The 23,580-nt window shown below is 68.2% G+C and carries 21 protein-coding genes; 4 read left to right on the top strand and 17 right to left on the bottom strand.

The window, feature by feature from the left end; genetic code table 11:
• Positions 1-25 precede the first annotated feature (25 nt).
• The 4 genes from ID554_RS30790 to ID554_RS30770 form a co-directional block, all read right to left on the bottom strand.
• Positions 26-2,317 (bottom strand): NACHT domain-containing protein, encoded by a 2,292-nt coding sequence (locus ID554_RS30790; protein WP_117230047.1) that lies wholly within the window; start codon positions 2,315-2,317, stop codon positions 26-28.
• Positions 2,318-2,585: 268 nt separating this feature from the next.
• Positions 2,586-3,107 (bottom strand): PIN-like domain-containing protein, encoded by a 522-nt coding sequence (locus tag ID554_RS30785; RefSeq protein ID WP_117230048.1) that lies wholly within the window; start codon positions 3,105-3,107, stop codon positions 2,586-2,588.
• A 3-nt stretch (positions 3,108-3,110) separates the two neighbouring features.
• On the bottom strand, positions 3,111-3,749 hold the full coding sequence (locus tag ID554_RS30780; protein ID WP_147333545.1) for a DUF433 domain-containing protein: 639 nt from the start codon (positions 3,747-3,749) through the stop codon (positions 3,111-3,113).
• Between the two features lie 394 nt (positions 3,750-4,143).
• Complete coding sequence (locus ID554_RS30770; protein ID WP_117230050.1) at positions 4,144-5,286, bottom strand: helix-turn-helix domain-containing protein; 1,143 nt, start codon at positions 5,284-5,286, stop codon at positions 4,144-4,146.
• Positions 5,287-5,593: 307 nt separating this feature from the next.
• Here ID554_RS30770 and ID554_RS30765 point away from each other — a divergent pair, with 307 nt between their 5' ends.
• Positions 5,594-6,337 carry a helix-turn-helix domain-containing protein gene (locus ID554_RS30765; protein ID WP_117230051.1) on the top strand — a complete coding sequence of 248 codons (744 nt, stop codon included), beginning with the start codon at positions 5,594-5,596 and terminating at the stop codon, positions 6,335-6,337.
• A 94-nt stretch (positions 6,338-6,431) separates the two neighbouring features.
• On the opposite strand, the gene ID554_RS30760 is transcribed toward ID554_RS30765, so the two are convergent.
• The 9 genes from ID554_RS30760 to ID554_RS30720 form a co-directional block, all read right to left on the bottom strand.
• The gene (locus ID554_RS30760; RefSeq protein ID WP_223884353.1) at positions 6,432-6,860 is read right to left on the bottom strand and encodes a hypothetical protein; all 429 of its coding nucleotides are present in this window, start codon (positions 6,858-6,860) and stop codon (positions 6,432-6,434) included.
• A complete protein-coding gene (locus tag ID554_RS30755; protein ID WP_191088671.1) occupies positions 6,857-7,513 on the bottom strand; it encodes a hypothetical protein in 657 nt (218 codons plus the stop codon). The genes ID554_RS30760 and ID554_RS30755 overlap by 4 nt, the downstream gene beginning before the upstream one ends.
• Complete coding sequence (locus ID554_RS30750) at positions 7,510-7,770, bottom strand: hypothetical protein (RefSeq protein ID WP_191088670.1); 261 nt, start codon at positions 7,768-7,770, stop codon at positions 7,510-7,512. The genes ID554_RS30755 and ID554_RS30750 overlap by 4 nt, the downstream gene beginning before the upstream one ends.
• A 3-nt stretch (positions 7,771-7,773) precedes the next feature.
• Positions 7,774-8,037 carry a hypothetical protein gene (locus ID554_RS30745; protein WP_191088669.1) on the bottom strand — a complete coding sequence of 88 codons (264 nt, stop codon included), beginning with the start codon at positions 8,035-8,037 and terminating at the stop codon, positions 7,774-7,776.
• Between the two features lie 140 nt (positions 8,038-8,177).
• Positions 8,178-8,792 (bottom strand): DUF4276 family protein, encoded by a 615-nt coding sequence (locus ID554_RS30740; protein WP_117231245.1) that lies wholly within the window; start codon positions 8,790-8,792, stop codon positions 8,178-8,180.
• Positions 8,789-10,021, bottom strand: coding sequence for an AAA family ATPase (locus tag ID554_RS30735; RefSeq protein ID WP_117231246.1), 1,233 nt, complete (start codon positions 10,019-10,021; stop codon positions 8,789-8,791). Before ID554_RS30735 ends, ID554_RS30740 begins: the two co-directional genes overlap by 4 nt.
• Before the next feature lie 58 nt (positions 10,022-10,079).
• Positions 10,080-11,315: a restriction endonuclease subunit S domain-containing protein gene (locus ID554_RS30730; RefSeq protein WP_147333629.1), complete on the bottom strand. Its 1,236-nt coding sequence runs from the start codon at positions 11,313-11,315 to the stop codon at positions 10,080-10,082.
• Positions 11,312-13,357, bottom strand: a complete 2,046-nt coding sequence (locus tag ID554_RS30725) for a type I restriction-modification system subunit M (protein WP_117231248.1) — start codon at positions 13,355-13,357, stop codon at positions 11,312-11,314. Before ID554_RS30725 ends, ID554_RS30730 begins: the two co-directional genes overlap by 4 nt.
• A 49-nt stretch (positions 13,358-13,406) precedes the next feature.
• Positions 13,407-15,422 (bottom strand): N-6 DNA methylase, encoded by a 2,016-nt coding sequence (locus ID554_RS30720; RefSeq protein ID WP_117231249.1) that lies wholly within the window; start codon positions 15,420-15,422, stop codon positions 13,407-13,409.
• 177 nt (positions 15,423-15,599) lie between these two features.
• On the opposite strand from ID554_RS30720, the gene ID554_RS30715 reads away from it, so the two are divergent.
• On the top strand, positions 15,600-17,051 hold the full coding sequence (locus tag ID554_RS30715) for a hypothetical protein (protein ID WP_117231250.1): 1,452 nt from the start codon (positions 15,600-15,602) through the stop codon (positions 17,049-17,051).
• Between the two features lie 19 nt (positions 17,052-17,070).
• Here ID554_RS30715 and ID554_RS30710 read toward each other — a convergent pair whose 3' ends face one another.
• Positions 17,071-18,771: an IS1634 family transposase gene (locus ID554_RS30710; protein ID WP_117231419.1), complete on the bottom strand. Its 1,701-nt coding sequence runs from the start codon at positions 18,769-18,771 to the stop codon at positions 17,071-17,073.
• A gap of 205 nt (positions 18,772-18,976) precedes the next feature.
• On the opposite strand from ID554_RS30710, the gene ID554_RS30705 reads away from it, so the two are divergent.
• Positions 18,977-19,255, top strand: a complete 279-nt coding sequence (locus ID554_RS30705) for a hypothetical protein (RefSeq protein ID WP_117226818.1) — start codon at positions 18,977-18,979, stop codon at positions 19,253-19,255.
• A 139-nt stretch (positions 19,256-19,394) separates the two neighbouring features.
• Positions 19,395-19,763 (top strand): hypothetical protein, encoded by a 369-nt coding sequence (locus tag ID554_RS30700; RefSeq protein ID WP_117226819.1) that lies wholly within the window; start codon positions 19,395-19,397, stop codon positions 19,761-19,763.
• Positions 19,764-19,830: 67 nt separating this feature from the next.
• On the opposite strand, the gene ID554_RS30695 is transcribed toward ID554_RS30700, so the two are convergent.
• The 3 genes from ID554_RS30695 to ID554_RS30685 all read right to left on the bottom strand — a co-directional run bounded on the left by ID554_RS30695 (position 19,831) and on the right by ID554_RS30685 (position 23,273).
• The gene (locus tag ID554_RS30695; protein WP_117226820.1) at positions 19,831-20,376 is read right to left on the bottom strand and encodes a GNAT family N-acetyltransferase; all 546 of its coding nucleotides are present in this window, start codon (positions 20,374-20,376) and stop codon (positions 19,831-19,833) included.
• 109 nt (positions 20,377-20,485) lie between these two features.
• A complete protein-coding gene (locus ID554_RS30690) occupies positions 20,486-21,709 on the bottom strand; it encodes a serine hydrolase domain-containing protein (RefSeq protein WP_223884724.1) in 1,224 nt (407 codons plus the stop codon).
• 379 nt (positions 21,710-22,088) lie between these two features.
• Positions 22,089-23,273, bottom strand: coding sequence for an ROK family transcriptional regulator (locus tag ID554_RS30685; RefSeq protein ID WP_117227008.1), 1,185 nt, complete (start codon positions 23,271-23,273; stop codon positions 22,089-22,091).
• Between the last annotated feature and the right edge of the window lie 307 nt (positions 23,274-23,580).

Here is a 23,580-nt window from a genome sequence, read left to right as displayed (position 1 = left end):
GCACGTGCTGCCATTCCGAAGCTCCTCACCGGTCGTGTCTCTCGACGACGTCACGAACGAACGAGGCCGGGTCCTGCCGGGCTGCCCGGGCCGCCGGTGACTCGACGCCGTCGAGGGCGACGAGCGACCGGAGTGCCTCCCGCCTCGTCATGGCATCGCCCGACACCGCCGGGTCAGCCAGCCGGGACAACAACCCGAGGCTCGTCCGCAGGCCGAGGGCACCGAGCGCGTGCGCGCCGTCCTCCAGGACGTACGGGTCCTCCTCGGTCTCCAGGTAGTCGAGGATCGCGTCGTTGGCTTCGGTGAATCCGCCGCAACCGAAGACGTAGAGGACGCAGCCCTTGGTGTAGCGGTCCAGGGCTTCCCGGTGGAGCACCTCGAGCAACACGGGCAGCTGCGGCCGGACCAGTTCGTGGTGGGATCGCGCCAGGACACTGAGGGGCCAGGCCGCGTCGTCGGCGAAGGGCTGGCGATCGGGTTGGGTCAGGTAGTCGACCAGGACCGCGACCGCCTCCGGCGTCGGGAACGAGCCGATGGCGTGCAGGGCGTACGAGCGGATCCATTTGTTCTCGTCGTTCGAGGTCGCGATCTGCCGGAGGATCGGGAACGACCGCTCGGCGGCGATCCGGCCGAGCGCGACGACGGCGTACTCGCGTACCGCCTCGTCGGTCTCGCGTACGGCCAGCGCCTCCAGCATCGGCAGGGCGGAGCCGACCTGACGCTGCCCCAGCGTCCACACCGCGTCGATCCGCTCGTGCGGCGATCCGTCGGTCACCATGGCGATCACCTGCTCATCGGTCACGCTGGTGGCAATCGTCTGTGGGTCCGACCTGGACCTGCTGTACTTCTCCGCCCAGTAGCCGATGTCGTCGGCCACCCGGCGGGGCAGACCGCTGCTGCTGCGGTCCGTCACCCGCTGGAGCGCGAACATGAGGTGGTAGTTGAAGCCGTCGCCGTACTTGAACGCGTCCAACGTCTGGCAGATGAAGTCGTCGACCTCGGCGGGCAGGACCGTGTTGGCGTGCTCGATGCAGCCGGCGGCGAGCAGGTGGTTCTCGGCCTTGCGGCAGGCCCGCACCAGCTCGGTCGAGTCGTCCAGCATCCCGCTGAGAAAGCAGAACGTCTCCCGCCAGGCGACTGCCCCGGCGCCGAGCTCGGTCCGCAGGTCGGCCAGGCGGATCCCTTCTTGTGGCGGTCTGCTGAGCCACGATTTCAGGTACACCGCGGTGTAGTACTCCTGGAAGCTCTGGTGCATGAACGATCGGTGGGAGGCGGCGTCCGGTTGGGACGAGGACACCGCACCCATCGGGGGCAGGTCCAGCACCTCCCGTTGCAGGGCGCCGATGGGAATGTGCCAACTCGGGTCGAAGAAGTCCTTTGTCACGTACTCCCCGAGCTCGATCCGGGGGACGTCCACCCGTTCGTTCTTCAACCGGTACGCCAGGAAGGCCAGACACGCCTCCCGGATGTCCTCCGGGGTCTCCACCCGGTTGCGTTCGCGGGTCCGCCGGTTCAACTGGCTGAGGAACCGGGCGTAGACGGCTCCCCTGTTGCGGGGCAGGTCCCGGTCGGTGTCCGCCTCGTCGAGCAGGACGGTGGTCAGCATGCCGAGGAGCAGCGGTGAGTGGCACAGGGTCCGCAGCCGGTGGGGCAGCTGCCGCCACACCTGCTCGGCACGCTTCGGGCCGAGCCGCTCATCGAGGTAGCGCTGCGCCGACGCCGCACTGACCGGCACCACCTCGTAGCGGGCGAACGACGGCCCGTAGCTGGTGGGAAAGTCCACCGCCCGACAGGTCAGTACGCAGGTCACGTCGGCCACATCCGGCGAGTCGATGAACTCCTCGATGTCTGCCAACGCGTCGTGCAGCTGGCTCTCGGCGACCTCGTTCAACCCGTCTAGCACCACGACACCCACCCGGCCGGGAAGCTCCTTCTCGTCCCGTGGCCAGAGGTCCGGCGTCTGCGCGCGCAGCAGGGTCCGGATGTCGCGGCTGGTGGCCTGGTAGCGCTTGAGCTCGGCGAAGACCGGTATCCGGTCCGGGGAGGATTCGACGAGGTCGAGGCAGAGCTGCTTGGCGAGCGTAGTCTTTCCCGCGCCCGGATTGCCCAGCAGGACGATCCGGGATTCCTCGCCGGTGCGGACCAGGTCGAGCAGCGACTCGGACGTGTCGGACCCGGCCAGGGTCGTGCTGCGCACCTCAAGGGGAATCGAGGACTCGACCGGGTCGAGCCGTAGCCTGCGCCGAAGGGTGGCACGGTAGGTCTCGACGCGATCGCCGTCCGGCGTCGACGCTCCGGCTGCCGTCAACAACTGCATCAACCATCCGGGACGTAGGCTGGTCCGCGACTCTCGGGCGGACACTGCGGACACCCAGGGTTGTGCCGACGGCCGGGACCGTCAATCAACCGATCATCCAGTGGGCATCGACAGCCATGCGCTCCCTGAATCAGGGGCGAATGACCTGCCACGATTCGCCGGCAGCAAGTTGATCAGCCGAAATCCGACAGAGTCGCACCTTCTGTGGCCAGCTGATCAGGGAAGCCAATCCAGACATCTGCCACCAGCAGTAGACAGGCGGCGCGGCCTAGGATTTGTGCAGCTTGCTGCTGACGGACTTTCCGCGCTGGCGGGGCGGCTTCATGCCCAGCCCGCTGCCAGCCTGCCCTCGGCCGAACCAGTACGGCGGCGGGTCAACCCGAGGATCGACCATCTCGAACTGGCTCTTGCTGCTGCGGACGGGCTTGAGCAGCACCAGCCGCTGACTCTCGGCACACTCAAGCTCGGGGAGGACTGCTGGCAGGCCCGCGACGATAGTGGCAATCGCGCTGGCGGTCGCGGTGACCCCCGTGCCGACCTGCTTGAACCGCACGTGATGGAAGCCGTGTTTGTGGATCAGCTTGCACTCGTCTTCCCGATAGAGCTGGTTCAGGTCTGCGGTGACCAGAACGTGGTATCCCCGGGCTGCCAGATCGGGCAGGAGGTGGATGTCCTTCTTGCGCTTCCAACCGATGGTCTGGTCGTGATCGACAGTGTGGCGTGATCGGAGCAGATGCCCCAGCGGATCGAGTACGGGCTCCGGCACCTGCTCATCCAGGAGAATCTTCAAGTCTCATGCCGTCCGCATGTTGGCATCCCGGCTGTTGTACGTCCGGACGTAGTGGTCGAACTCCACCGCTCCGGTCACTCCGAGCTCGCTGACCGACGGGTAGAAGTAGCGAATGCCCGCAGCGTCCAGACCGTCGGTAACGAGACCCGACACTGTGCTGTAGGGGATGCGGGTGTCCTCGACGACCGGGTAGCCATGCAGCACGTCGGGATCGATCTCGATACCGGCTTTGGGTCTGCGCAGTGGAACGATGGTCTCGCCGGTCCAGCCTTGAAACTCCCCGAGCACGTCGGTCATGGTGATCAGCAGTCTCTGACCCGGCCGTTTGAGGATGTCCACCTGCTCGCCCTCGGTCGCCCACACGATGGTGCGGCCGTCGCCGAAGAGGCGATAGTGCGCGAGATGGTCGACATCGGTCAGGTCGTGCAGGATGGCCAATGCTTTTCGGATCTTCTGCAGCGAGAAATCCGCGCGAAGGTTGGCCACCGTGCGGATGGCTATCAGATCTCTGAAGCTGTACAGAATCGGTCTGCTCGAACTGGCCTCGGGAGCGAGCACCGGTGACGTCCCAGCTCGCCACCGGCGGAGTTGGTGGACGGTCACACCGCCAAGCGCCGCCGTCAGCGCCTCGGGGTATGCCACTTCCCTCCACCTCCTGAGGTCCGGGTCAGATGGCGTCCACTTTAGTCGCCATATGCTTCGGGTCGAGCCCTCGTACCGTTCATTGCCTACAGGTCCTCGGTCGCGAGGTACTCAGCCTCGGTGACGAACTCGTCGAGTTCGGATGGGTTCATCTTCGCTTCGAGGAGGATCTGGGCGAGGCCGATGACTTCCGCTCCGACCATGGTGTCGACCGGAATGTCGTCGATCAGGTCCGGTTCACGAAGGACCGCTTCCGTCGATCTCCGCGAGGAGTACCTCGGCGGTGTCCCAGTCGGCCCGGCTGAAGGCGCGGATCAGGTCGCCAAGCGGTAGTCGGTGCATCATGCCTCACAGGTGGTCTGGGCGGAGGTCGAGATTCGGCGAGCCGCACAGGTCAGGGCTGTCGGGTCAGGCCGACGACGGCGGCCAGTCGCGCGACATCGGCCGGTGCGGGTCCGCGTTGGATGATCTGGGTGAGGAGGGTACGGGCGGCGGGGCGGCTGCGGACCTCGGCGGGTGCGATGCTGTCGGCGTCGAGCAGTACGTGTCCGGCTCGGCCGGGGTCGCCGATGTCGGGGTGGGCGTGGGCGGCGTTGACGAGGTGGGCGGCGCGGTGTTCGGGTGGCAGTCGGGGCCAGCCGTCGCTACGGACGGCGGCTTCGTGGCGTTGGACGGATTCGACGGTGTCGCCGAGGCGGTGGGCGGCGAGGGAGCGTGCCGCCTGGACGGCGACCGGTCCGAAGCCGGTGTGATGCGGGTCGGTGTGGTCGAGGGGGCCTTCGGCGAGGGCGGCGGCGTGGTCGAGCAGGTCGTGGGCGTTGCGGCGGTCGCCGTCGGCGGCGGCGGCGAGTCCGGCCTCAAGGTGCAGGGTGCCGCGTACGGCGTGGTCGTCCGTGGTGTCCGCGGCGGTGAGGGCGGCGGTGAGGGCGAGGCGGTGGTGGCCGAGGGCACGCAGCGCCTGGGCGACGCCGATGGTGGCGGGGGCGGTCAGGGTGGGGTCGTCGGCGGCGGTGGTGACGGCGCGGTCGGCGGCGAGCCAGGCGAGGTCGGCGTGGTCGAGTTTGACCAGCACGGCGGCGGTGATCCGGTAGGTCGACGCCAGCAGAATGCGGGTGCCGTGGGTGGCGTCGAGCAGGTCGGGTAGGGCGCTCAGGAGTTGCGGGTAGCGGCCGTGCTGGTAGCTCATCCAGGCGTGTGTGACCTGCCGGGCGGCCTGCTGCGCCGTGGTGTGCTGCGGTCGGTGCTGGTAGCAGGCCAGTGCGGCCCGGATCGCGTCGACACCGTCCAGAGTCGGCGTCGTCGGCGGCGGCCGGCGGGGAGCGAGGAGCATCTCCGGATCGAGACGCAGCACGTCGGCGATCTCCTGGATCACCGAGTACCGGTCGAGCTGACGTACGCCGCGTTCGACCTTGTCGACCCAACTCTTCGACTTGCCGAGCCGGTCCGCGAACGCCTGCTGCGTCATGCCCCGGTGCGCCCGCAGCTCAGCCACCCGCCGCCCGAGAGGCACGGAGTTGTGGTCACGCCGGTGGGTCATCTGCCGCCACCGGTCGGGGGCACAGCGTCGGTCGACTCCCCGCAGCGCGGACACCACCGCGACTTCACCCGAAACGCGAACAACCCAAGCAGGAAGCCCGGCACCAACCCGCCGAGAACGACCGATATAGCCATGTGAGCCACGACGCCCCTCGTCTATCGAATGGGCTGGGAGCAGGAAGTCGCCGTGCCCTTGCCCCTCAATCTGGCGGCGAGTACCGCCATATGCGAAAGGTTGCCGGTGCGTCACGGACGGTTGCACCGCCAGCGTGAGACTATGCGGGGACGTCTTCGAAAGGTCCCCAGCCATGGCGCGGAACGATGAACTGAGGAGAGCGATGTCGGCGGCCGGATTCACCGCTGCTGACCTGGCTGAACGGTGTGATGTGGACGCAAAGACAGTGGAGCGGTGGGTAAGCCGGGGACGCGTGCCGCATCCCCGCTCAAGGGTGCGCGCAGCCGAAGTGTTGAGCAAAGATGTGAGCATGCTGTGGCCCGACATCATCCGACGCGCTGCGAAACTTGGGACTGATCGGGAACTGGTCGGCATGTACCCACGCCGAGCCGATCTTCCCCGATCGATCTTTCGCGAGGCGATCGGGCGTGCCGACTCCCGGTTGTGGTTCGGTGGCTACACCAGCTACTTCGTGTGGCTGGAAGTGCCCGATGGTGCCGCAGTCCTCGCAGCCAAGGCCAAGGCCGGGGCGGACGTGCGTTTCCTGCTCGGCGATCCGGACAGTCCAGTCACGGCCGAACGAGACCGGCTGGAAGCGACCCCGCTCACCTTGGCGACGCGCATCGCGATGACACGGGCTGAGATCGGCAAGGTCGACGCAGGGGTTCCGGTCCGGTTGTCCGATCGCCATATCGCCATGTCCGTGTGGATCTTCGACGATGAGGCCGTCGTCGCCACGCACATCGGTGCAGGGCTCGGGCAGGACTCCGTGACGCTGCACCTGCGGCGTGCGCAGGACGGCGGAGTATTCGACCGCTACGTGGAGCACTTCGAGTCGCTGTGGTCCGACGGCAGGCCCGCCGAGCCGCAGGGCTGAAGGAGGGTGGGCCTCGCAGCCTGGGACGCTTAGCTTCGCTGCCGCCGAAGAGGTCGGCGTGCTGCTGAGATCGCTGCTACCCGACGACCGATGCCTACAGGTGCTCGGCCGCGAGTTCCTCCGCGTCCGTCACGAGCTCGTCAAGTTCCGTCGCACTCAGGTTCTGGTCCAGGAGGATCTGTCCGAGCATGAAGAGCTCGGCGCCGAGCGCGGTCTCGGGGGCGATGGTGTCGACCAGTTCCGGTTCGCCGAGGGCGGCTCGGATGAGACCTTCCATTTCGAGGGCGGGAAAGGGCTCATGTCCTCGGTACTGAGCGCGGAGCCCGGCTACCCAGTGAGCCACCTCGGTTGGGGTGGTGTTAGGGCCGAAGCGTCGGTTGGCTGCGAGGGCGAAGGCGGCACCGATGACCCGCAGGCCGTTCGCCATACCCTGCTGGCCGATCTCGACCACCAAAGTGTCTACAGCGTCCCAGTCAGCCTCGGCTAGAGCCCGGATCAGGTCGCCCAGCGGTTGTTCCGTCACCTCTGTTGTCCCCTCGCTCTCCACTTGCGGATCAATCTGGCGGCGCGATGCGTTGCCACACCAGCCAGCAGACCGAACACGACAAGGTTCCCCGCAGCCTCGGCCCCGTCTATCTTCTGCCGAGGTGAGGCTGCCGGGGTAGGCGGGGTGCCGGTGCCGGCTGATTGGGTGCCGGAGGAACCGTTGGTGTCGCGAAGGGCCTTGGCCCACTGTTGAAGTGTCTGAGTCGACTCTGACGCCAGGTCCTGCGCATCGTCGGCGTTTCGTGCGAAGCGGTTCAGGAATCCGCCCGTTCTTGAGCGGGCGAGGTCGCGTCGGTCGCTGTCGGCCGCGAGATCTCCGCCAGACGGTGGCCCGGATGCGGCGGCTGCCTGAGGCACCGAGCCCGGGGCGATGGCATCGAGGTACGCACTGACACTCCGGGCTGCTTCGCTGCTGAGCCGGGCTAACCGGTGCGCCTTGTCGGTGCCGGTGCGGCTGTGGGCCATCGCCGCGCGGAGCGTCGGGTGGTCAGAGCCCGTGCCGACTCTCGCGTAGATGGCGTTTGCCTCGGTGGCATCCGTTGCGGCGCGTGTAGCGCGTACCGCGAGTTCATCCAGTTGGTCAACAGCCGACTTGAGCTGCGCGATGACCTGGGCGAGCAAGCTGCTCATCCCAACACTTTCCGGTACCCGTTCCCGCTGTCTTGAGCGGTAGCGATAGCCCGTAGACTCAACTTCACCTCGCGTACCGCGTCGGCGATGGCCTTGCGTGCCTGCGCGGCCTCGGTCCGCTGGCTGTCGTGCAGGGTGGAGAGCAGGAGCGCGGAGACATCTTCCAAGGCCGTGCCGACTCCCGCGATCTTGGTCTTGCCCTGCTCAAGCAGGTAGTTGGCTTCGTTGAGTGCCGCCTTGATCTCACCGATGCTCACCGGTCAGCCGAGAATGCTGATGTATTGCCGGGCGGCCTGGGTGCTGCCCGCGAGGACGGTGGCCGCCTCGATCAACCGCTGTTTGCTCTGTTCGGCGCGGTTGATCGCCTCGGAGATCGCGGGATGTCCGGTCCCGGCCGCGACCGCCCGAAGCCGGGAGAGCACCTGTTCGGTGCCCTCGATGGCGGCTCTGATCTGGTTCGTCGTCGCGTTGCACTGCTCAGCTGCCTGGGCAAGCTCGGCCTTGACTTGCTCGATGCTGGCCATGCCGTCCTTCCGGTGCGCGGCGAGGGATGCCGGCGTACTGCACGTGCCGTAGCGAGGCAGACACTATCCAACATGAATCCTCTTCCGCAGCCCCGTGCGCCTGACCAGGCGTGTAGGCGGCAGCCGGACCGAGCGTTCAGCTACTCCACTCGCTTGCCGGTCACCAGGTATGCCACGTCACGGCAGAACTTGTCGAAGGAGGACGCGTTGTGCCGCGCCATCGACAGGTCGAAAGCGTCCGCCAACGCAGGCTGGTCGATTCGAGGCCGGTAGCTTCCGCCGTCGGTCCGGCGGTGGCTGAGCCAGCCCTTGCAGTCGCGTGGTCGCTCGCTGTCCTCGGGGACGGGCAAACCCTCCGGCAGCCCGGCCCGACCAGCCAAGGACGGCGCTGCCGCGAGAAACCATGCCTCGAACTCTCTGTTTGCGAGAACCACGGCGATTCGCCGATCCGGCCGTACGGCCTGTGCCCGTTGAAGTAGCGCAGGTCCAAGCGTCGCAGGGCAGTCGTCGTCGGCGTCGATGACGATGAGAATGCCGCCTGGAGCGCTCTGCGGCACTCGGCGGGCAAGGCTTTCCACCGACGCTTCGAGACCGCCATGCTTGACCAACTTGCTGCGATTGGTCAGGTACGGGCGCTGGATATCCGCATCCCAGATCATCATGTCGGACATCACCCGCCGCAGTACGACAGGAAGCGCAGTCAGCTCGCCTTCCCCCTCGACCACTGACGCGATGGTCACCCGGTGGGCCGTCATCCTGCGTCCGACTCCTCACCGGGCTCGTCCGTCGTGCTGACCGGCCGCAACTGGTCCGAGCGCAGCAGGTCGCTCATGGTGGCCAACCCGTCCGACACGATGGATCGGCTCACCGGATCGATGGGGCCGATGGTGGTCACGCCGTTGTCTGCGGCGGCAACGAGGACCGCAGACAGGTCAGCCTCCTTGCGGTCGAAGAGTTCGGCGCTCTGGCTGGTCGCGATGACCTGCGTCCACGTGCTTGCCTCGGTCAGTGCGTCGAAGACCACGCCTGCGGCCATCGGGTGCAGGGCGAGTTCCGGTTCCTCCAGGGCTACGAGCGGGATTTGGCCGTCCCGTGCGGGTGGCTGGAAGAGCGCGGTGAGCAGGCCGACCGCCCGGATGGTTCCCTCGGACATCGACTCGGCCCGGAACCGCTGCTCGGTGTCGTCGGAGCCGGTCGCGGTGGTCATCTGGGCTGCCACGTAGTTCTCGTCGGGCGAGGTCGGCCCGATCGAGGTCAGGTGCGGCACAATCGCGGCAGCGTACGCGGAGGTCCGGTCTCGCTCCCACGTGCCCAGTTGAGCCAGCACACTGCCGACATCACTGCCGTCCTCACCGAGCACACCGGCCCGGGTGTTCGGGCGAGCATCGCGCAACACTCTCAGGTCGGGCTCATAGAAGAACATGTGGCTCAACGCGTCACCTAGCTGAGCGTATGGCTCACTGAGACGGGCCAGGCCCAAATAGGGGCCGCGGGTCAGCCGCCGCGTGCGGGTTTCGACCGAGTCTTCGACTTCCATGTCACGGACCACGAACCGGGCCTGCGGCGGACCGTCAGGCGGGCCGATCACGCACTTCTCTCGCCTCACATGGACGTTCACGCCGTGCTCTCTGGCGTCTGGGTGGCTGATGGTCAACTCATAACAGGCATGCCAGAGAGCATCGCCAGGGTTCGGCGAAGGAACGCTCAACTCTAGGGCGATGGTGGCGTGGTCGGTCGGCTCGGGCGTGCGACGTAGTAGTTCATGCAGGCCGCCGCGTGTCTCAACGGAGCGGCTGACGCCATAGGTCACCGCATCGCGGACGAAACGTAGTGCATCGAGGAAGTTTGACTTACCGGCGGCGTTCAGCCCGAGAAGAACACTGAACGGGCCGAGGGTCACATCGCAGTGCCCGATCGACTTGTAGTTCTCAATCCGAACCCGGCGGATGAACGGAACTGGCTGGTCAGCTGCCTTGCTGGTCATGACACTTCAACGCCTCTCGCCGCAAACGGCGACGGTATGCACGAGGGTTGGTCGATCGTCATGACGAAACACCTTCCGCAACACTGCGCGCGTTCGCGGTGGCAACATCAATCTGCCCCGTAACCGCCGCTGTGATCAACGCCTGGCGACGTTCGGCCAACACAGCAAGCTGTTGTTTCCGAAGTTCACGTTGCCTGTCCATCGTCCGCAGCATTTCGTCAACCCGATTAGCTGCTTCGCGTTGTCTTGCAATTGTTATGATAGGGATGCGGATGTCACGGACGTCGGGCAGGGATAGTTGCGTCTTGGTTCCACCGTACTGACTGCCCAGTAGCTGCGTCTGAACAGTCGGTGACGCAATCAGGTAGGCAAGCCACCGCCCGTCGATTTCTCCTCTGGATGGGCGGACCAGGCAGACGTGCTGACTTACATTTCCACCCTCGATCGAATGGTCGGCAAGTGCTACCCATCCGGTGTTCGCGCCAGTAATTCCCACCAGTACGTCACCTTGCCTGATCCGCGACCGAGACACCTCTGCTTCGACGGCAGGTGGCGGCTTTACGTGGGCGAGTGAGGCCAGGTTTGGCTGAAGGCTGTCCCGGCGGAGGTTTGCACTTCGGAAAAAGAGTGTCCCGGAGTCTCCCACGAAATCCGCCCAGCCACGCGAACCGCTCGTTACGAGTTGAGTCCCGTATCCGAGCCGCATCATTAACGCGGCTGAGTTCGCTGTCCACACGCTGTCTAGTGTCCTCAGTCGCCGTTCTGATAGCGCCGTTACCTGCTGTCGTATGGCCGCGTCAAGCCGGTCGATGCGGGCAGTTTCGGCGTCGAGGAATTTGGCGATGCGTCGCTGCTCGTCAAGGCTCGGTGTCTTAATGGAGATGTCGGCCAAGTCTTCCCAGTATAAGCGCCACTGCGCTGGGCGAATTCCTTTCGATCGGGCCTTGAACTCGCCGATCATCTGGCTGCTGCGCAGGAGGTAGTGAAGGTAGGGTGTGTGAACTCCTGGATCTGTTCGGCAGACGAGATAGTCGGGGCTAACGATTCCGCCGAAACGAGAAATGGCAAGGGAGCCTTGCCATGCCTTCATCTTGTTGATTACCAAGTCGCCGGGGCTGACTACTTGATATCGGGAAAGATCTGCCGGCGTCTTGTTGAAATTGTCGTCGCGGGATGACTTCGGCACCACTCCATGATCTCGATACACCGAGAGCACTTCCAAGTGGGGCTGGCCTGTCTCTTCTCGTGGCTTGAGTAGGTAGCGAAGTTTCACGGTGCGGTCTCCCGGCGTCACTTCGTCACCTCGCCCAGTAGTGCCTGGATTTCGGCTTCGAGCGCCCTCAACTCGGCGTCGATCTCGGCGAGCGGCCTCGGTGGCTTGTAGACGTAGAAGTGGCGGGTGAAGGGGATCTCGTACCCGATCTTGGTTTTGGTGTGGTCGATCCAGGCGTCGGGGACGTGGGGGAGGACCTCGCGGCGCAGGTACTCCTCCACGTCCTCGTGCAGCGGCACGTTCTCGTAGTCGCGGAGTTCCGAGTCGGGCTCGGGATCGCCCTTGACGAGCTGGACCTCACCGTCGGGATCGCGGACGCCGACCAGCTCGCGCAGTGCCTTCTGGAAGGGGGTGCCGGTCGGCCAGAGGACCCCGCCTTCGGCCATCGCCGAGCGGATCGCGTCCCACGCGGCCCGCTTGGTCTGCCACGAGCGGCCGACCAGCGGCTTCAACGCGGTCTCGAACAGGTCGACATCCAGGGCGCGTTGGAGAGGCTTCGCGTCGCGTACCTGGGTCAGGGTGTCGTCGGTGACCTCGAAGCGGAGCTTGAGGGGGCGTTCGACGGTGATCCGGCGGTAGCCGAAGTCCTCGTTGGCGAAGACCTTCACCTTCTGGTGCAGCGGGTGCTCGGGGTCGTCGGCGACGTGCAGCGCCTCGGTGTAGAGGTCGGTGATCTCGGCGATCTGGTCGGCGGTCAGGTACTTGCGCTTGTCGCCGAGGGACTTGCGCATCTTGGCGAAGCGGTCGCGGGCGTCGAGCAGGACCACCTTGCCCCGGTGGTCGGGGAACTTGCGGTTGGTGAGGATCCAGAAGTACGTGGAGATGCCGGTGTTGTAGAAGAGTTGGTCGGGCAGCGCGACGATGCCCTCCAGCCAGTCGTTCTCCAGGATCCACTGGCGGATGCGTGACTCGCCGGACTCGGCGGCGCCGGTGAACAGCGGCGAGCCGTTGAAGACGATGGCGACCCGGCTGCCGCCGTTGCCGTCGGCGGTGACCGGTTTCATTTTTGAAATCATGTGCTGGAGGAACAGCAGCGACCCGTCGTTGATGCGGGGCAGGCCGGCACCGAAGCGGCCGCTGTCGCCGAGCGTCTCGTACTCCTGCTCGATGTCGTCCTTGACCTTTTTCCACTCCACCCCGAAGGGCGGGTTGGCCAGCAGGTAGTCGAAGGTCTCGCCCCGGTGGCCGTCGTCGCTGAACGAGTTGCCGAACTTGATGTTCTCCGGGTCCTGACCCTTGATCATCATGTCGGAGCGGCAGATCGCCCAGGACTCCGGATTCAACTCCTGCCCGAAGACCAGCACGGTCGCCAACGGGTTCAGCGCGGTGATGTGCTCCTCGGCCGCGCTCAGCATGCCGCCGGTGCCGCAGGCCGGATCCATCACCTTACGCACGACACCGGGCACGCCCAGCGCGTCGTCGTCCGGAGTGACCAGGAGGTTCACCATCAGCTCGATGACCTCGCGCGGGGTGAAGTGCTCACCGGCGGTCTCGTTGGACTGTTCGGCGAAGCGTCGGATCAGCTCCTCGAAGACGTACCCCATCTGGTGGTTGGAGACGACGACCCGGGGCTGCCCGCGTTCGTCCGTGACCACCTGGCCGTGCTCGTCCAGCTCCACCGGCCGCAGGTCCAGGTCCGCGAAGCGGCCGACCACCTGATAGAGCAGGTTCGCGCCGTCGAGCCGGCGGATCTGCTGCGGGAACTCGTAACGGTGCAGCACCTCCTGCGCGTTCTCGGAGAACGCCCCGATGTAGGCGAGCAGGTGCTTGGCGGCCTGGCTGGAGTCGTTGGCGATCGACTTCAGGGTGTAGCCGCTGGTGTTGTAGAAGCTGTGGCCGGCGGCACGACGCAGGAAGCGGGCCACGTCGATGTCCTGGCCGCCGAACTTCTCGTGTGTGTCGCGCACCTTCTGGCGGGTCGGCTCCAGGACGCACTCCAGGCGGCGCAGCACGGTGAACGGCAGGATCACCTTGCCGTAGTCGGACTGCTTGTAGTCGCCGCGCAGGAGATCGGCGACCGACCAGGCGTGGTTCGCCAGTTCGGTGTGCTTGCTGCTGTTCAACGCATTCCTTCCGGGGAGCCGTGCCGGGGCCGGGGGAGACGGGTCGGTATCAGGATGTCGTGCGGTCGCCGTCGGGCGGGTGCAGCGCGCCGTCGGTGAGTCCGGCCGCCAGGGTACGGGCCGTCTCGTCGGCGAGGCGGTGGGCGATCTCGGCTGCGGTACGCAGGGCGTGCAGGTGGCGGAACGCGCGTCCGTACCGCTGCTGCTCGGCCGGGGGTAGTAGCGGCACCCGCAGGCGGCGGGGGTCGAGGCGTACCACGCTGGTGCCAGTCGACGCGGAGTTCACGTTCTCCTCGGCGGCCAGGAAGCCGGCCAGGAACCACGGGTCGAGGCGCTCCGGGTCGGGCCGCAGCAGGTGCAGGTGACGACCGAGGCGGGTGCCGGCGTCGCGGGCGTCGGCCACCCGCGCGCCGCCGGTGCCGTCGTGCGGGTGTTCGGGCAGGATGACGTCGCCCGGGCGGATCTGGATGTCGTCGGGCGACCCGGCTGGTGCCCGCAGCAGCTCCAGCGCGCCGCCGCGCAGCAGGTCGGCGACGCTGGCCGTACGCCAGGTCAGGGGAGCGCTGCCGACGGGTGGCCACGGCTGCGCGCCGCCGAGAGTGATCAGCCCGGTGGCGGCCCGCCGCAGGCGGGAGCGCAGCTCGTCGCTCATCGCGGCGAGTTCGTCGGGCATCGACGGCACCGGGGTGGCCCGGACGTGCCGGGCGGGCGTCAGGTCGACCGTCTCGTCGAGCAGGTCGATGACGGCCACGGTCTGGGCGATGCCGGGGACGGCATCGAAGGTGTCCGGATGCCGGTCGAAGTCGTGCCACGCCGTCACCACGCTCTCGCACAGCTCGGCCCAGTCCGGCTGGGCACGCCTGCCCGGCGAACGGCCGGACCGGCCGGGTTCCGGTGTGGCGGTGTCGACGACCAGGATGTGCAGCGGCGAGGTGGCCGGTGGGCGTTCGAGGATCCACAGGTGTAGCCCGACGTGCAGGGGCGGCGCGACGCCGGGCGGGAGGGCGATGACGGCGCGCACCGCGCCGCTGCGGAGCATCTCGGCCCTGAGCCGTCGGCCGGAGGCGCGTTCGGCGACGGCCGGAGGCATGAGGAGTACGGCACGCCCACCGTCCGCCAGGTGCGCGAGGCAGTGCTGGAGCCAGGCGAGCTCCGACTCGATCTTCGGCGGCAGGCCGAACATCCACCGTGAGTCGTAGGCCAGCTCCTCGTGGCCCCACTCGCGGTCACCGTAGGGCGGGGCGCAGAGCACCGCCTCCGCCGTCAGGGCGCCGAACGCGTCGGCGCGGATGCTGTCGCCGGCCTTGACGCTGACCTGGGCCGTGCCTCCGAGCGTGTGCAGGGCGAGGCGGGTCGCTGCCTGCGCTGCCTGAGCGGGCACGACATCCTGACCGTACAGCCGCTGCGCGCCCCGTTTCGCGGCGGCGACCAGCAGGCCACCGGTGCCGCAGGCCGGGTCGAAGACGGCCCCCGGGTACGCCTTGCCGGGCTCGCCGAGCAGGTCGGCCATCAGTGCGGCCACCGGCGCGGGCGTGTCGTACCGGCCGCTGGCGCTGGTGCCGTCGGGGTCGCCTTCCGCGAGCACGTCGGCCGTCCGAAGTGCTCCCTCGTCGGCGACGCAGCGCAGCAGCGCGCGCAGCAGCGGTGCCTCGTCCGGGTGGTACGTCAGGTCGGTGAGTCCGGGGACCTCGTCGAGATGCGGCTGGACCAGGTGCTGCGCCCGGTTGGGCAGCCGCCGGTCGGTCAGGTCGACCAGTTGCCTCAGGTCGTCGTCGTCCATCCGGGCGGCCGCCAGCACCAGCGGGAGCAGTCGGACCGTGGCGGCTGGCGCCCCGGCGGCCCGGAGCGCGGTGCGGAGGTCGTCGGCGGGTGCGGCGGCGGGGAGCTGACCTCGCGCGGCGAGCCAGATCTGCACCGCGTCCAGGTCGTAGGCCGGGCTCGATTCGGTGCCACCGATGGGGGCCGGGAAGTCCGGATGACGCCGACGCCAGTTGCTGACGGTGGCACGGGTGACTCCGGCCAGCCGGGAGATCTCGGCGGCGGTCACCTGGGCGTGTCGAGGCATCGGCGTCCTGTCACTTGAAGCATCCTGCTCAGGGAGCACTCTACACATCCGGATGCCTGTAAACAGTTTGACACTGCTTTCACGGTGTTGTGTGCTAACGTTGCTTTCAGTGAGCGGGTCGAGTGCGTCTCGGCTACCGCCGAGCTCGGCGGCCTGCTCAGCGGCCGACCCAGCGAGATGCACGACTCGCTCCACCGCATCCTCGGCCTCGACCGGCTCGTCGAGATCGAGGCGCTGCTCAAGACCGCGCGTCGGGAGACGGACGGTCGACGCAAGCTCGCCGCCGCTGCGCTACCGGAACTGCGCGCCGCGCTCGCCTCCCACCCGGACCCGCGCGCCCGTCAGGCCGAGCAGGCCCTCGGTCGCCAGAGCGTCGACCTGGACGAGCTGGGCGCGTTGGCCACCGCCGACGAGCCCGGCGTCGACACCACCACGGTGCCGCTGCGCCAGCTCGACGTCCTCGAACTGCCCCGACGCGACGCACTGGTACACGAGGTCGAGCGGCTCCAGGGCGCGCTACAGCAGATCGACGACCTGGCCGGTACGCCGGTGGAGCAGGCACGGGCGCTGGCCGCGCTGCTCGGCGACGCCCTGCGTCACCACCACAGCCACCCTGGCCAGCCCTGTCCGGTGTGCGGGGGTCGCACCCTGGACGAGGCGTGGGCCGAGCAGGCACAGGCGCAGCTGCACCAGCTCACCCAGCGGGCCGAGCGTCTCGACGAGGCCCACCGGATCGGGCGGGAGTCGCGTCGCTCGCTGCGGAGTCTGGTGCCCACGCTGCCGCCCGTGCTCACCCTCGACCTGGGCGCCGACGGGGTGGACACCGGCGACGCCCGCGTGGCGTGGCAGCACTGGGACGACCTGATCGGGTCGTCCGACCCGCACAAGATCGCCGCGACCGCGTCCGCGACGTTCGACGCCCTCGTCAACGCCCTGCAGCCGGTCCAGGCCGCCGCACGGCAGGAGCTGGAGCGTCGGCGGGCCGAGTGGCAGCCGCTCGCCGACCGGATCCGGGCCTGGACCCGTACCGAGCAGAGCAGCCGACAGGCCGCTCAGTCGTTCGCGGCGCTGCGAGCGGCGGTCACCTGGCTGCAGAAGGTCGGCGGGAAGATCCGCAACGACAAGCTCGCGCCGGTGGCCGCCGAGGCGACCGGGATCTGGAACACCCTCCGCCAGGAGAGCAACGTCGATCTCGGAGTGATCAAGCTCCTCGGCACCGGTCCGACCCGACGGGTGGACCTGCCGGTCGACGTGGACGGCGTACCCTGCTCCGCCCTCGGGGTGATGAGCCAGGGCGAGTTGCACTCGCTGGCCCTGGCACTCTTCCTGCCCCGCGCCATGATGCCCGACAGCCCGTTCCGGTTCCTCGTCATCGACGATCCGGTGCAGTCCATGGACCCGACCAAGGTGTACGGCCTGGCCAAGGTCCTCCACCAGGTGGCGCAGCACCGGCAGATCGTCGTCTTCACCCACGACGATCGCCTCCCGGCCGCGGTGCGGCACCTGCAACTCGACGCTCGGGTCCGCATCGTCAGCCTGCGTTCCGCAGCTCGGCGTCGATATAGGCGGCGGATCTGGGCTGTGAGCTGGGCAAACAGCGGTGGGCCCGGTGACGGGGCGTGTCACTAGGCGGCTGTGTTGTCGCAGGTCAGGCGGTTGCGGGTGTGGCGTCGAAGATCCGGGGCGGCTCGGCGATCTTCAGCTTGGTGAGCAGGGCCTTCTGGGGTTGGGACAGCTCGGTGCGCTGGGCGAACGTGCCGGCGGGGCCGGTGAACACGCCCAGGTGCAGCCGGTCGATCTCGGTGCGGATCGCGGTCCAGGTGCGGCCGGTCTCGGTCTCGGCGACCCGGATCAGCAGCAGGGCCAGCCAGCAGAGCAGGATGTGAGCGCGGATGCGGTCCTCGCGGCGGTGGAACACCGGGCGCAGGTCGAGGGTGGTCTTCATGTCGCGCCAGCCGCGTTCGACTTCGAGGAGCTGCTTGTAGCCCAGGGCGATGTCCTCGGCCGACAGTGTCGGGTCGGAGCAGCGCAGCAGGTACTTGCCGTCCAGGCGCTGTTCGGCCTTGACCTTGGCCTGGTCGAGGCGCAGCAGGCCCTTGGGGGTGACGCGCAGGAACCGGTTCAGGCCGGGCTTGGTGGAGATCACGCCGCGTAGCTCGGCGCGTTTGGTGGCCGGCAGCCGGTCGGTGTCGTCGATCAGGTCCGTGAGCTGGGCGATCAGCCGTTGGCGGACAGCGGCGTCCCGGTCGGCGGCCTCGGGGTTGTAGCAGATGACGAACCGGTCGTCGGTGTCGATGTTGACTTCCTTGACCTGCAGGTTCTCCGCGACGGTGGCGTAGCGGCCCTGCCGGGCGAGCGCAGCGTCGGCTTCGCTGGTGCCGGCACGCAGCTTCTCACCCAGGATGTAGTGCCCGCCGCCCTGTTGCAGGAAGCGGCGGTTCTCGGCGGAGGCGAAGCCGCGGTCGGCGACCCAGACGACGCGAGCCAGGCTCCACTCGCGCATGTCGGTCTTGACCTGCCGGATCAGGGCGGAGTCGCTGGTGTTGCCGGGCCAGCACCACACCCGCACGGGAATGCCGGTGCGGGTGACGGCCATCCCGACCACGACCTGGGGCAGGTCGTCGCGGGAGTCCTTGCTCTTGCCATGGGTGCGGAACCCTGCCTGCTTGACCGCCGCCGGATCGTCCTCGGCCACGACCCGGCCCTGCTGGTCACGCCACAGCGGTTCGTCGGCCTCATCGAGTTCGAAGTAGGTGCTGGTGGTGTCGAAGAACAACAGGTCGACCTCAAGGTTGAGCAGGTCGGCGATCTGGTCGTAGACCCCGCGGGTCAACGCGGGCTCGACCTCGATCAACTGGTCCATCGCCCGGTAGCAGGTGTCGTCGGTGACGTGCGGCAGGTCGGGCAGGTACACGTCCTGGCAGACCCAGTCGGCGGCGGCCAGCTTGCTCGACGGGGCCAGGGCCCGGTTGGCGACCAGCGCGAACAGCACCCGTTCGACGTCGACCTCCCGGCGGGACGAGCCGACCAGCGGCCGCAGGACGGTGTCGATGCGCAGCCGGCGCCACAACCCGTCGAGCAGCCACGCCCCGCCCAGCGAACGGGACTCCACAAACGACAGGCCGGCCGGCGCGGCCGCGGCCAGGGCGTCGGCCGGGGCGAGCAACCGCGACAACGCGTCGACCAAGCGGCGGATACCGGCCACGTCGAGCTGGTCTTCGCGGCCGAACGAGTACAACACCCGGGTCTTGGACGCCTTCGCGGCCGGGTCCCACTCGTTGTGAGCCAGTTGCAGGTAGCGGATCGTCTGCCCGTCGCGGGTCTTGCGGGTCGACGCTTTCACGTACACGAGGCACGACCGTACACCGACTATGAGACCAGCAACAGATCAGCAGCTCAACAAAGTTATCCACAGGCAGGCGTGTCACTAGGCGTTTTCGCCGTTCCCGCCAGGCCGCAACGCCCTGAACTGCACCTTCACACCGCGACGCCGACTATATCGACGCTGAGCTGCGGAACGCAGGGTCAGCCGCCTGGCACATTCCCAGGTCACCGTGACCGGCGACAAACACGGCGACCCCGCCCGGCGCTACCTCGCCGACGCGATGACCATCGCCCGAGATGACGAGCTGGCCGACGAGGTTCGCCGCCCGGTCGCCTGCAACCTCATCCGCGACGCCATCGAGTACGCCTGCCACGAGCGGATCCGTACTCGGGACTTCCGGGCCGGACGGCCCATCGTGGAGACCGAGGCCGAGATCGACGAAGCGGACGGGGACCCACCCTGGCGCTGGCCCTGCTGTCCGATCGGCGGCGAGCCGGCGAGGAGCTGAATGATTCGTTGCGACGGCTGGACCGCGCCGCCCCACGCGTGGTCGCATCCGTCAACCGTGGCGCACACGGCGGGGACTGCGGCGACCTCGCCGGGCTCGTCTCCGACGCGCGGACCATCGTGGAGAGGCTGAACCCGCGATGAACCCACATACCTACCTGCACTCCGCCGGTGAGCTGCTGCGCCATCCGCCCGGCAGCATGCGTCGCTGCTGGCAACGCGGATCCGCCTGCCTGACCCGCCTCGCGCTCGAACAGGGGCTGCGGGACCACTGGACCCGGGTCGCCTCGTCGGTCGCTCGCCGTCCCATGCATCACCAACTTCTTGTCCTGCCCGCCTTCACGGACGCCGAGACGGCCTCGCGGGCGCGTACCGCCTGGCACGGACTGTCCCGCGCGATGCACCACCACACCTACGAACTCGCGCCCACGGTCGCGGAACTCCGTGGCTGGCACCAGGACGTCACGGCGCTGCTACCCCACCTTGAGCGGACCGAGTCGGGTACCTGACAAGTCAGTGACTGCGGGCCGTACGTCGACCACGTAGTACTTCAGGGGTACGAAGACCTCGTCGCCCTCAGCGGCCCGTCGGAGCCGCCGCCCGGGTGAACAGGGTCAACGGCCGATCCTCCACCTGATATGAGAACCGGCGTTTCCAGCCCGCGCGTTCATAGAGCCGCACCGCCGCCGCTTCCGGGTGGGTGGCCAACCAGGCAGGATGGTCGCCGACCTGACGCGCCAGCAGTTCCCGACCGACCCCGCGTCCTTGATGTGTGGGTAGGACCATCAGTTCTGCCACCACCATCGCCGGTGCCACCAGCAGCGCCGCCACATCTGGCGGCGCTGCTTCCCGTATCGCGATGTCGAACGCGTTCGCCGCAGGCAGCGCTGCCGGCGCCGGCCACCCGTAGACGGCGCCCAGGATCTCACCGTCCTGCTCGGCGACCCAGCCGTACGCCCCGGGATGGGCTGTGTGCCGTGCGAGCCGGACCGGAAAGTCCGCGATCTTCTCGGCCGGTTCGTTCCACGGCGGTGCCGCGAAGCACTCCCGGTAGATCGGATGAAGGTGCGCGGCCAGCTGCCGTAGCCCGGCTCCGTCCAGCCCTCTGACCACGAAAGACATCGCCCTCCCATTTTGTTGCCATGAAATTGCAACTACAAAGAGAAGGCAGCAAACGTACGTGGCGATGATCCACACTGCAACACGCGAAGCGTCCGAACGCCCGGACGGGTCAGGGCACCGCCACCACCGCGTCGTTGCCCGGCATCCGGGTCACGCTGGGCAGCTGCGGCGTGGCCTCCGATGAACGGCTGTTCATCTCGCTGGCCGGGCACATCGCGGTGAGCAGGAAGGTCTGCCAGGCGATGTCGATCGGATGCGGATCGGGCAGCCCGATCTGGTAGTGGCTCAGGTTGATTCCGGACGACACCTGGCGGGCGCCGTTCCGGCTGTGCAGCGAGTACGTCAGGTGACCGATGACCGCGCCGTCGTGGCCCCAGAACTCGCCGCACGGGGTGGGCAGCGCATAGATGCCCAGACCGTAGCCGCCCGCCTCCGGCAGCTCCGGCACCATCGGCACTCGGGTGAGCATCTGGTCGAGTGTGGCCGGGCGGAGCAGGTCACCACGGAGCAGCGCCCGGAAGAACGTGTTCAGGTCCGCCGTGGTGGAGATCATCTCACCTGCCGCACCTCCCCAGCTCATGTTGAACTCGCTCAGGTCGCGAACGCCGAAGGGGGCGAAGTACGCGCCACCGTGCGGGCCACGGATCGTCGGATCGGTGCCCGGGAAGGACGTGCCGGTCAACTTCAGCGGCCGCAGGATCCGCCGCTGCACCTCCGCCGCCGTGCTGTTGCCGGTGACCGCTTCGACCAACAGTCCGGCCAGGATGTAGTTGGTGTTCGAGTAGCTGAACTCGGCGCCGGGGGCGTTGGTCGGTGGCAGGGCCAGACCCATGGCGACCAGGTCGGCGGGAGCGTACGTGGTGACCTGCATCCGGTTGATCGCCGCGTACGAGTCGATCATCGCGTTGGTGTAGTTGCCGATACCGCTGGTGTGGTTCAGCAGCATCCGGACGGTGACCTGGTCGCCGAGCTCACCCGGCACGATCTCGGGCAGCCGCTGCCCGATCGGGTCGTCCAGACCCAGCCGACCCTCGTCGACGAGTTGCAGCACGGTGGTGGCGACGAACGTCTTGGTGATGCTGCCGATGCGGTGCCGCATCTGTGGTTGCATCGGTCGCGGCCTGGTCAGGAACGCCTGGCCTGCGGCGTCACGCCAGTCGCGCCGGCCGTCGCGTACGGCGGCCAGCACGCCGGGGACGCCGGCTTCGGGCACGGCGGCGAGCGCGGCACGCAACTCGACGCGGTCCAGTTTCCCGGCGGACGCGCCGGGCTGTGCCGTGGCGGCGACGGGTACGACAGCGATCGTGGCGACCAGCGTGACGCTGATGGCCACCACCTTCAGTGTCCGGAGAGTACGAGGCATATGGACATGCTTGAGGTGTTCGCGTCGGAACGCATCGTGCTCAGGCCCGAGATTCGACTCCCTCTGCGGAGTGAGTCGGGTTCGACCAGCGGCCTACCCGCGCGCCCGCCGTCGCCACCGCACCCGGTTGGGCTGACCCGGCCGGGTCAGGACCCCGCCCACCCCGGAAACCGACCTTTACACGCGGCTGGCTGGGCCCACTGACCCGGCACCTCACCCGAACGTCCCGGATGCTCCCTTGTCGCCGACCCCGCCACGAGTGACCATCCGCCGCCGGGCCCTGGCGGTGGCGGGGACGGTTGTCCGAAGGTGCCCGCCGAACACGGTTTGGGCGTGGCCTGCCGCCGCCCTACCGGGCGGCCAACTCGGCCAGGTCGAGCCCGGCGAGGGCGTCCGACTGGGGAACGTGGGCGAGGTCGAGTTCGGCGAGCCCGAGCCGGCCGTACGCGGTGTGCAACGCCGCCACCACCGCGCCCAACGCGCCGGACAGGTCCCCGAGTTCGGCGCTGTGCACGGTGGCGGCGGCGACCGGCACGATCTCGCGCAGTCGACCGTCCAGTCGAGAAAGGTCGGGTTTGAGCGCGTGCGAGATGCCGCCGCCGAGGACGATCACCTCAGGCTCGTAGGCGACCACCGCGGCGGTGAGGATGATCAGCAGTGCCTGCTCGACGTACTGCTTGAGGGGTGTCAGGCGGGTGTCGGCGGAGCGGAACACGTCGGCCGGGTTGCCGAACGGCAGCCCGAGGTCGTGGGCGCGGGCGATGATGCCGGGGCCGCTGATGATCTGTTCGAGCGAGGCGCCCAGTGGGCCGGCCGGCAGGTGCCCGAACTCGCCGACGAGTCCGCTGCGGCCACGGAAGAGCCGCCGGTCGATGGCGACGCCGGCACCGAGCCCGGCCCCGATGGTGAACATCACCGCGGTCTGCGCGTCACGGGCGGCGCCGAAACGTAGCTCGCCGAGGAGGGCGTAGTTGGAGTCGTTGTCCACCTCGACCTCGGTGGCCAGCCGCTTCTCCAGGAGCCGGAGGAACTCCGGGTCCTGCACCTGGGGCAGGTTCGGCGCGTTGGACACCGTGCGATCGTGTTGCCGGACCGCGCCGGGCAGCCCCACCGCCACGCAGTCGAGCTGGTCCAGGTGGTCACCGACGGTCTGGCGGATCAGGTCGGCGAGCCACTGGGCCAGCCGGGGGGCGTCGTAGCCGGCCGGGGTGGGGACGGTCCGGCTCACCAGGGGCGTGGCGGCGAGGTCGGCGACGACCAGCCGGACGTTGGACCCGCCCACGTCGACCCCGCAGACGACGCCGCGTCCGGCGGCGATCGCCACCCGCGTCGCCCGTCGGCCACGGGTGGCGGTCGGCGTGCCGTTGGTCTCGATCAGCAGTCCCTCGTCGAGGAGTTGCTCGACGATGCGCGAGACGGTGGCGGGGGAGAGGTCGGTCTCCTGGCCGATGGCCGTGCGGGTCACCGGGCCGCGCGTCAGGACGTGGGCCAGCACGGTCGAGCGGTTGGCGCGCCGGGGCGCTCGGGCTTCCACGTCCACCTCCGCCGATTTAATTTCGGCTTGAATGCTAAGTCCCCGTCGGCGGGAGGGCAACACCTCTGCCCGTGTCGTTCACTGAGCCGAACTCGTCCCTGGCCGTGCCGCATCCAGGGCCGGCGGTGTGACCTGCGTCCCAAGCTGCGCGGGTAGTGCCGGGGGACGAAATACCCGCAATGCGGATCTACTTGGTCTAAGTGGGGTTGACGAAATCTCTGACCAGCGCCCTTGACGGAGTGTGACGGCCGCGATAATAATTTCACCCTGAACGGAAATCGTCGCTGGCCCCACCGGTTCGTACCGG

The organism is Micromonospora craniellae, assembly GCF_014764405.1.
Classification (GTDB): Bacteria; Actinomycetota; Actinomycetes; order Mycobacteriales; family Micromonosporaceae; genus Micromonospora; species Micromonospora craniellae.
The sequence above is the reverse complement of the archived record's forward strand: the minus strand, read 5'-3'. Positions and strand labels throughout refer to the sequence as shown.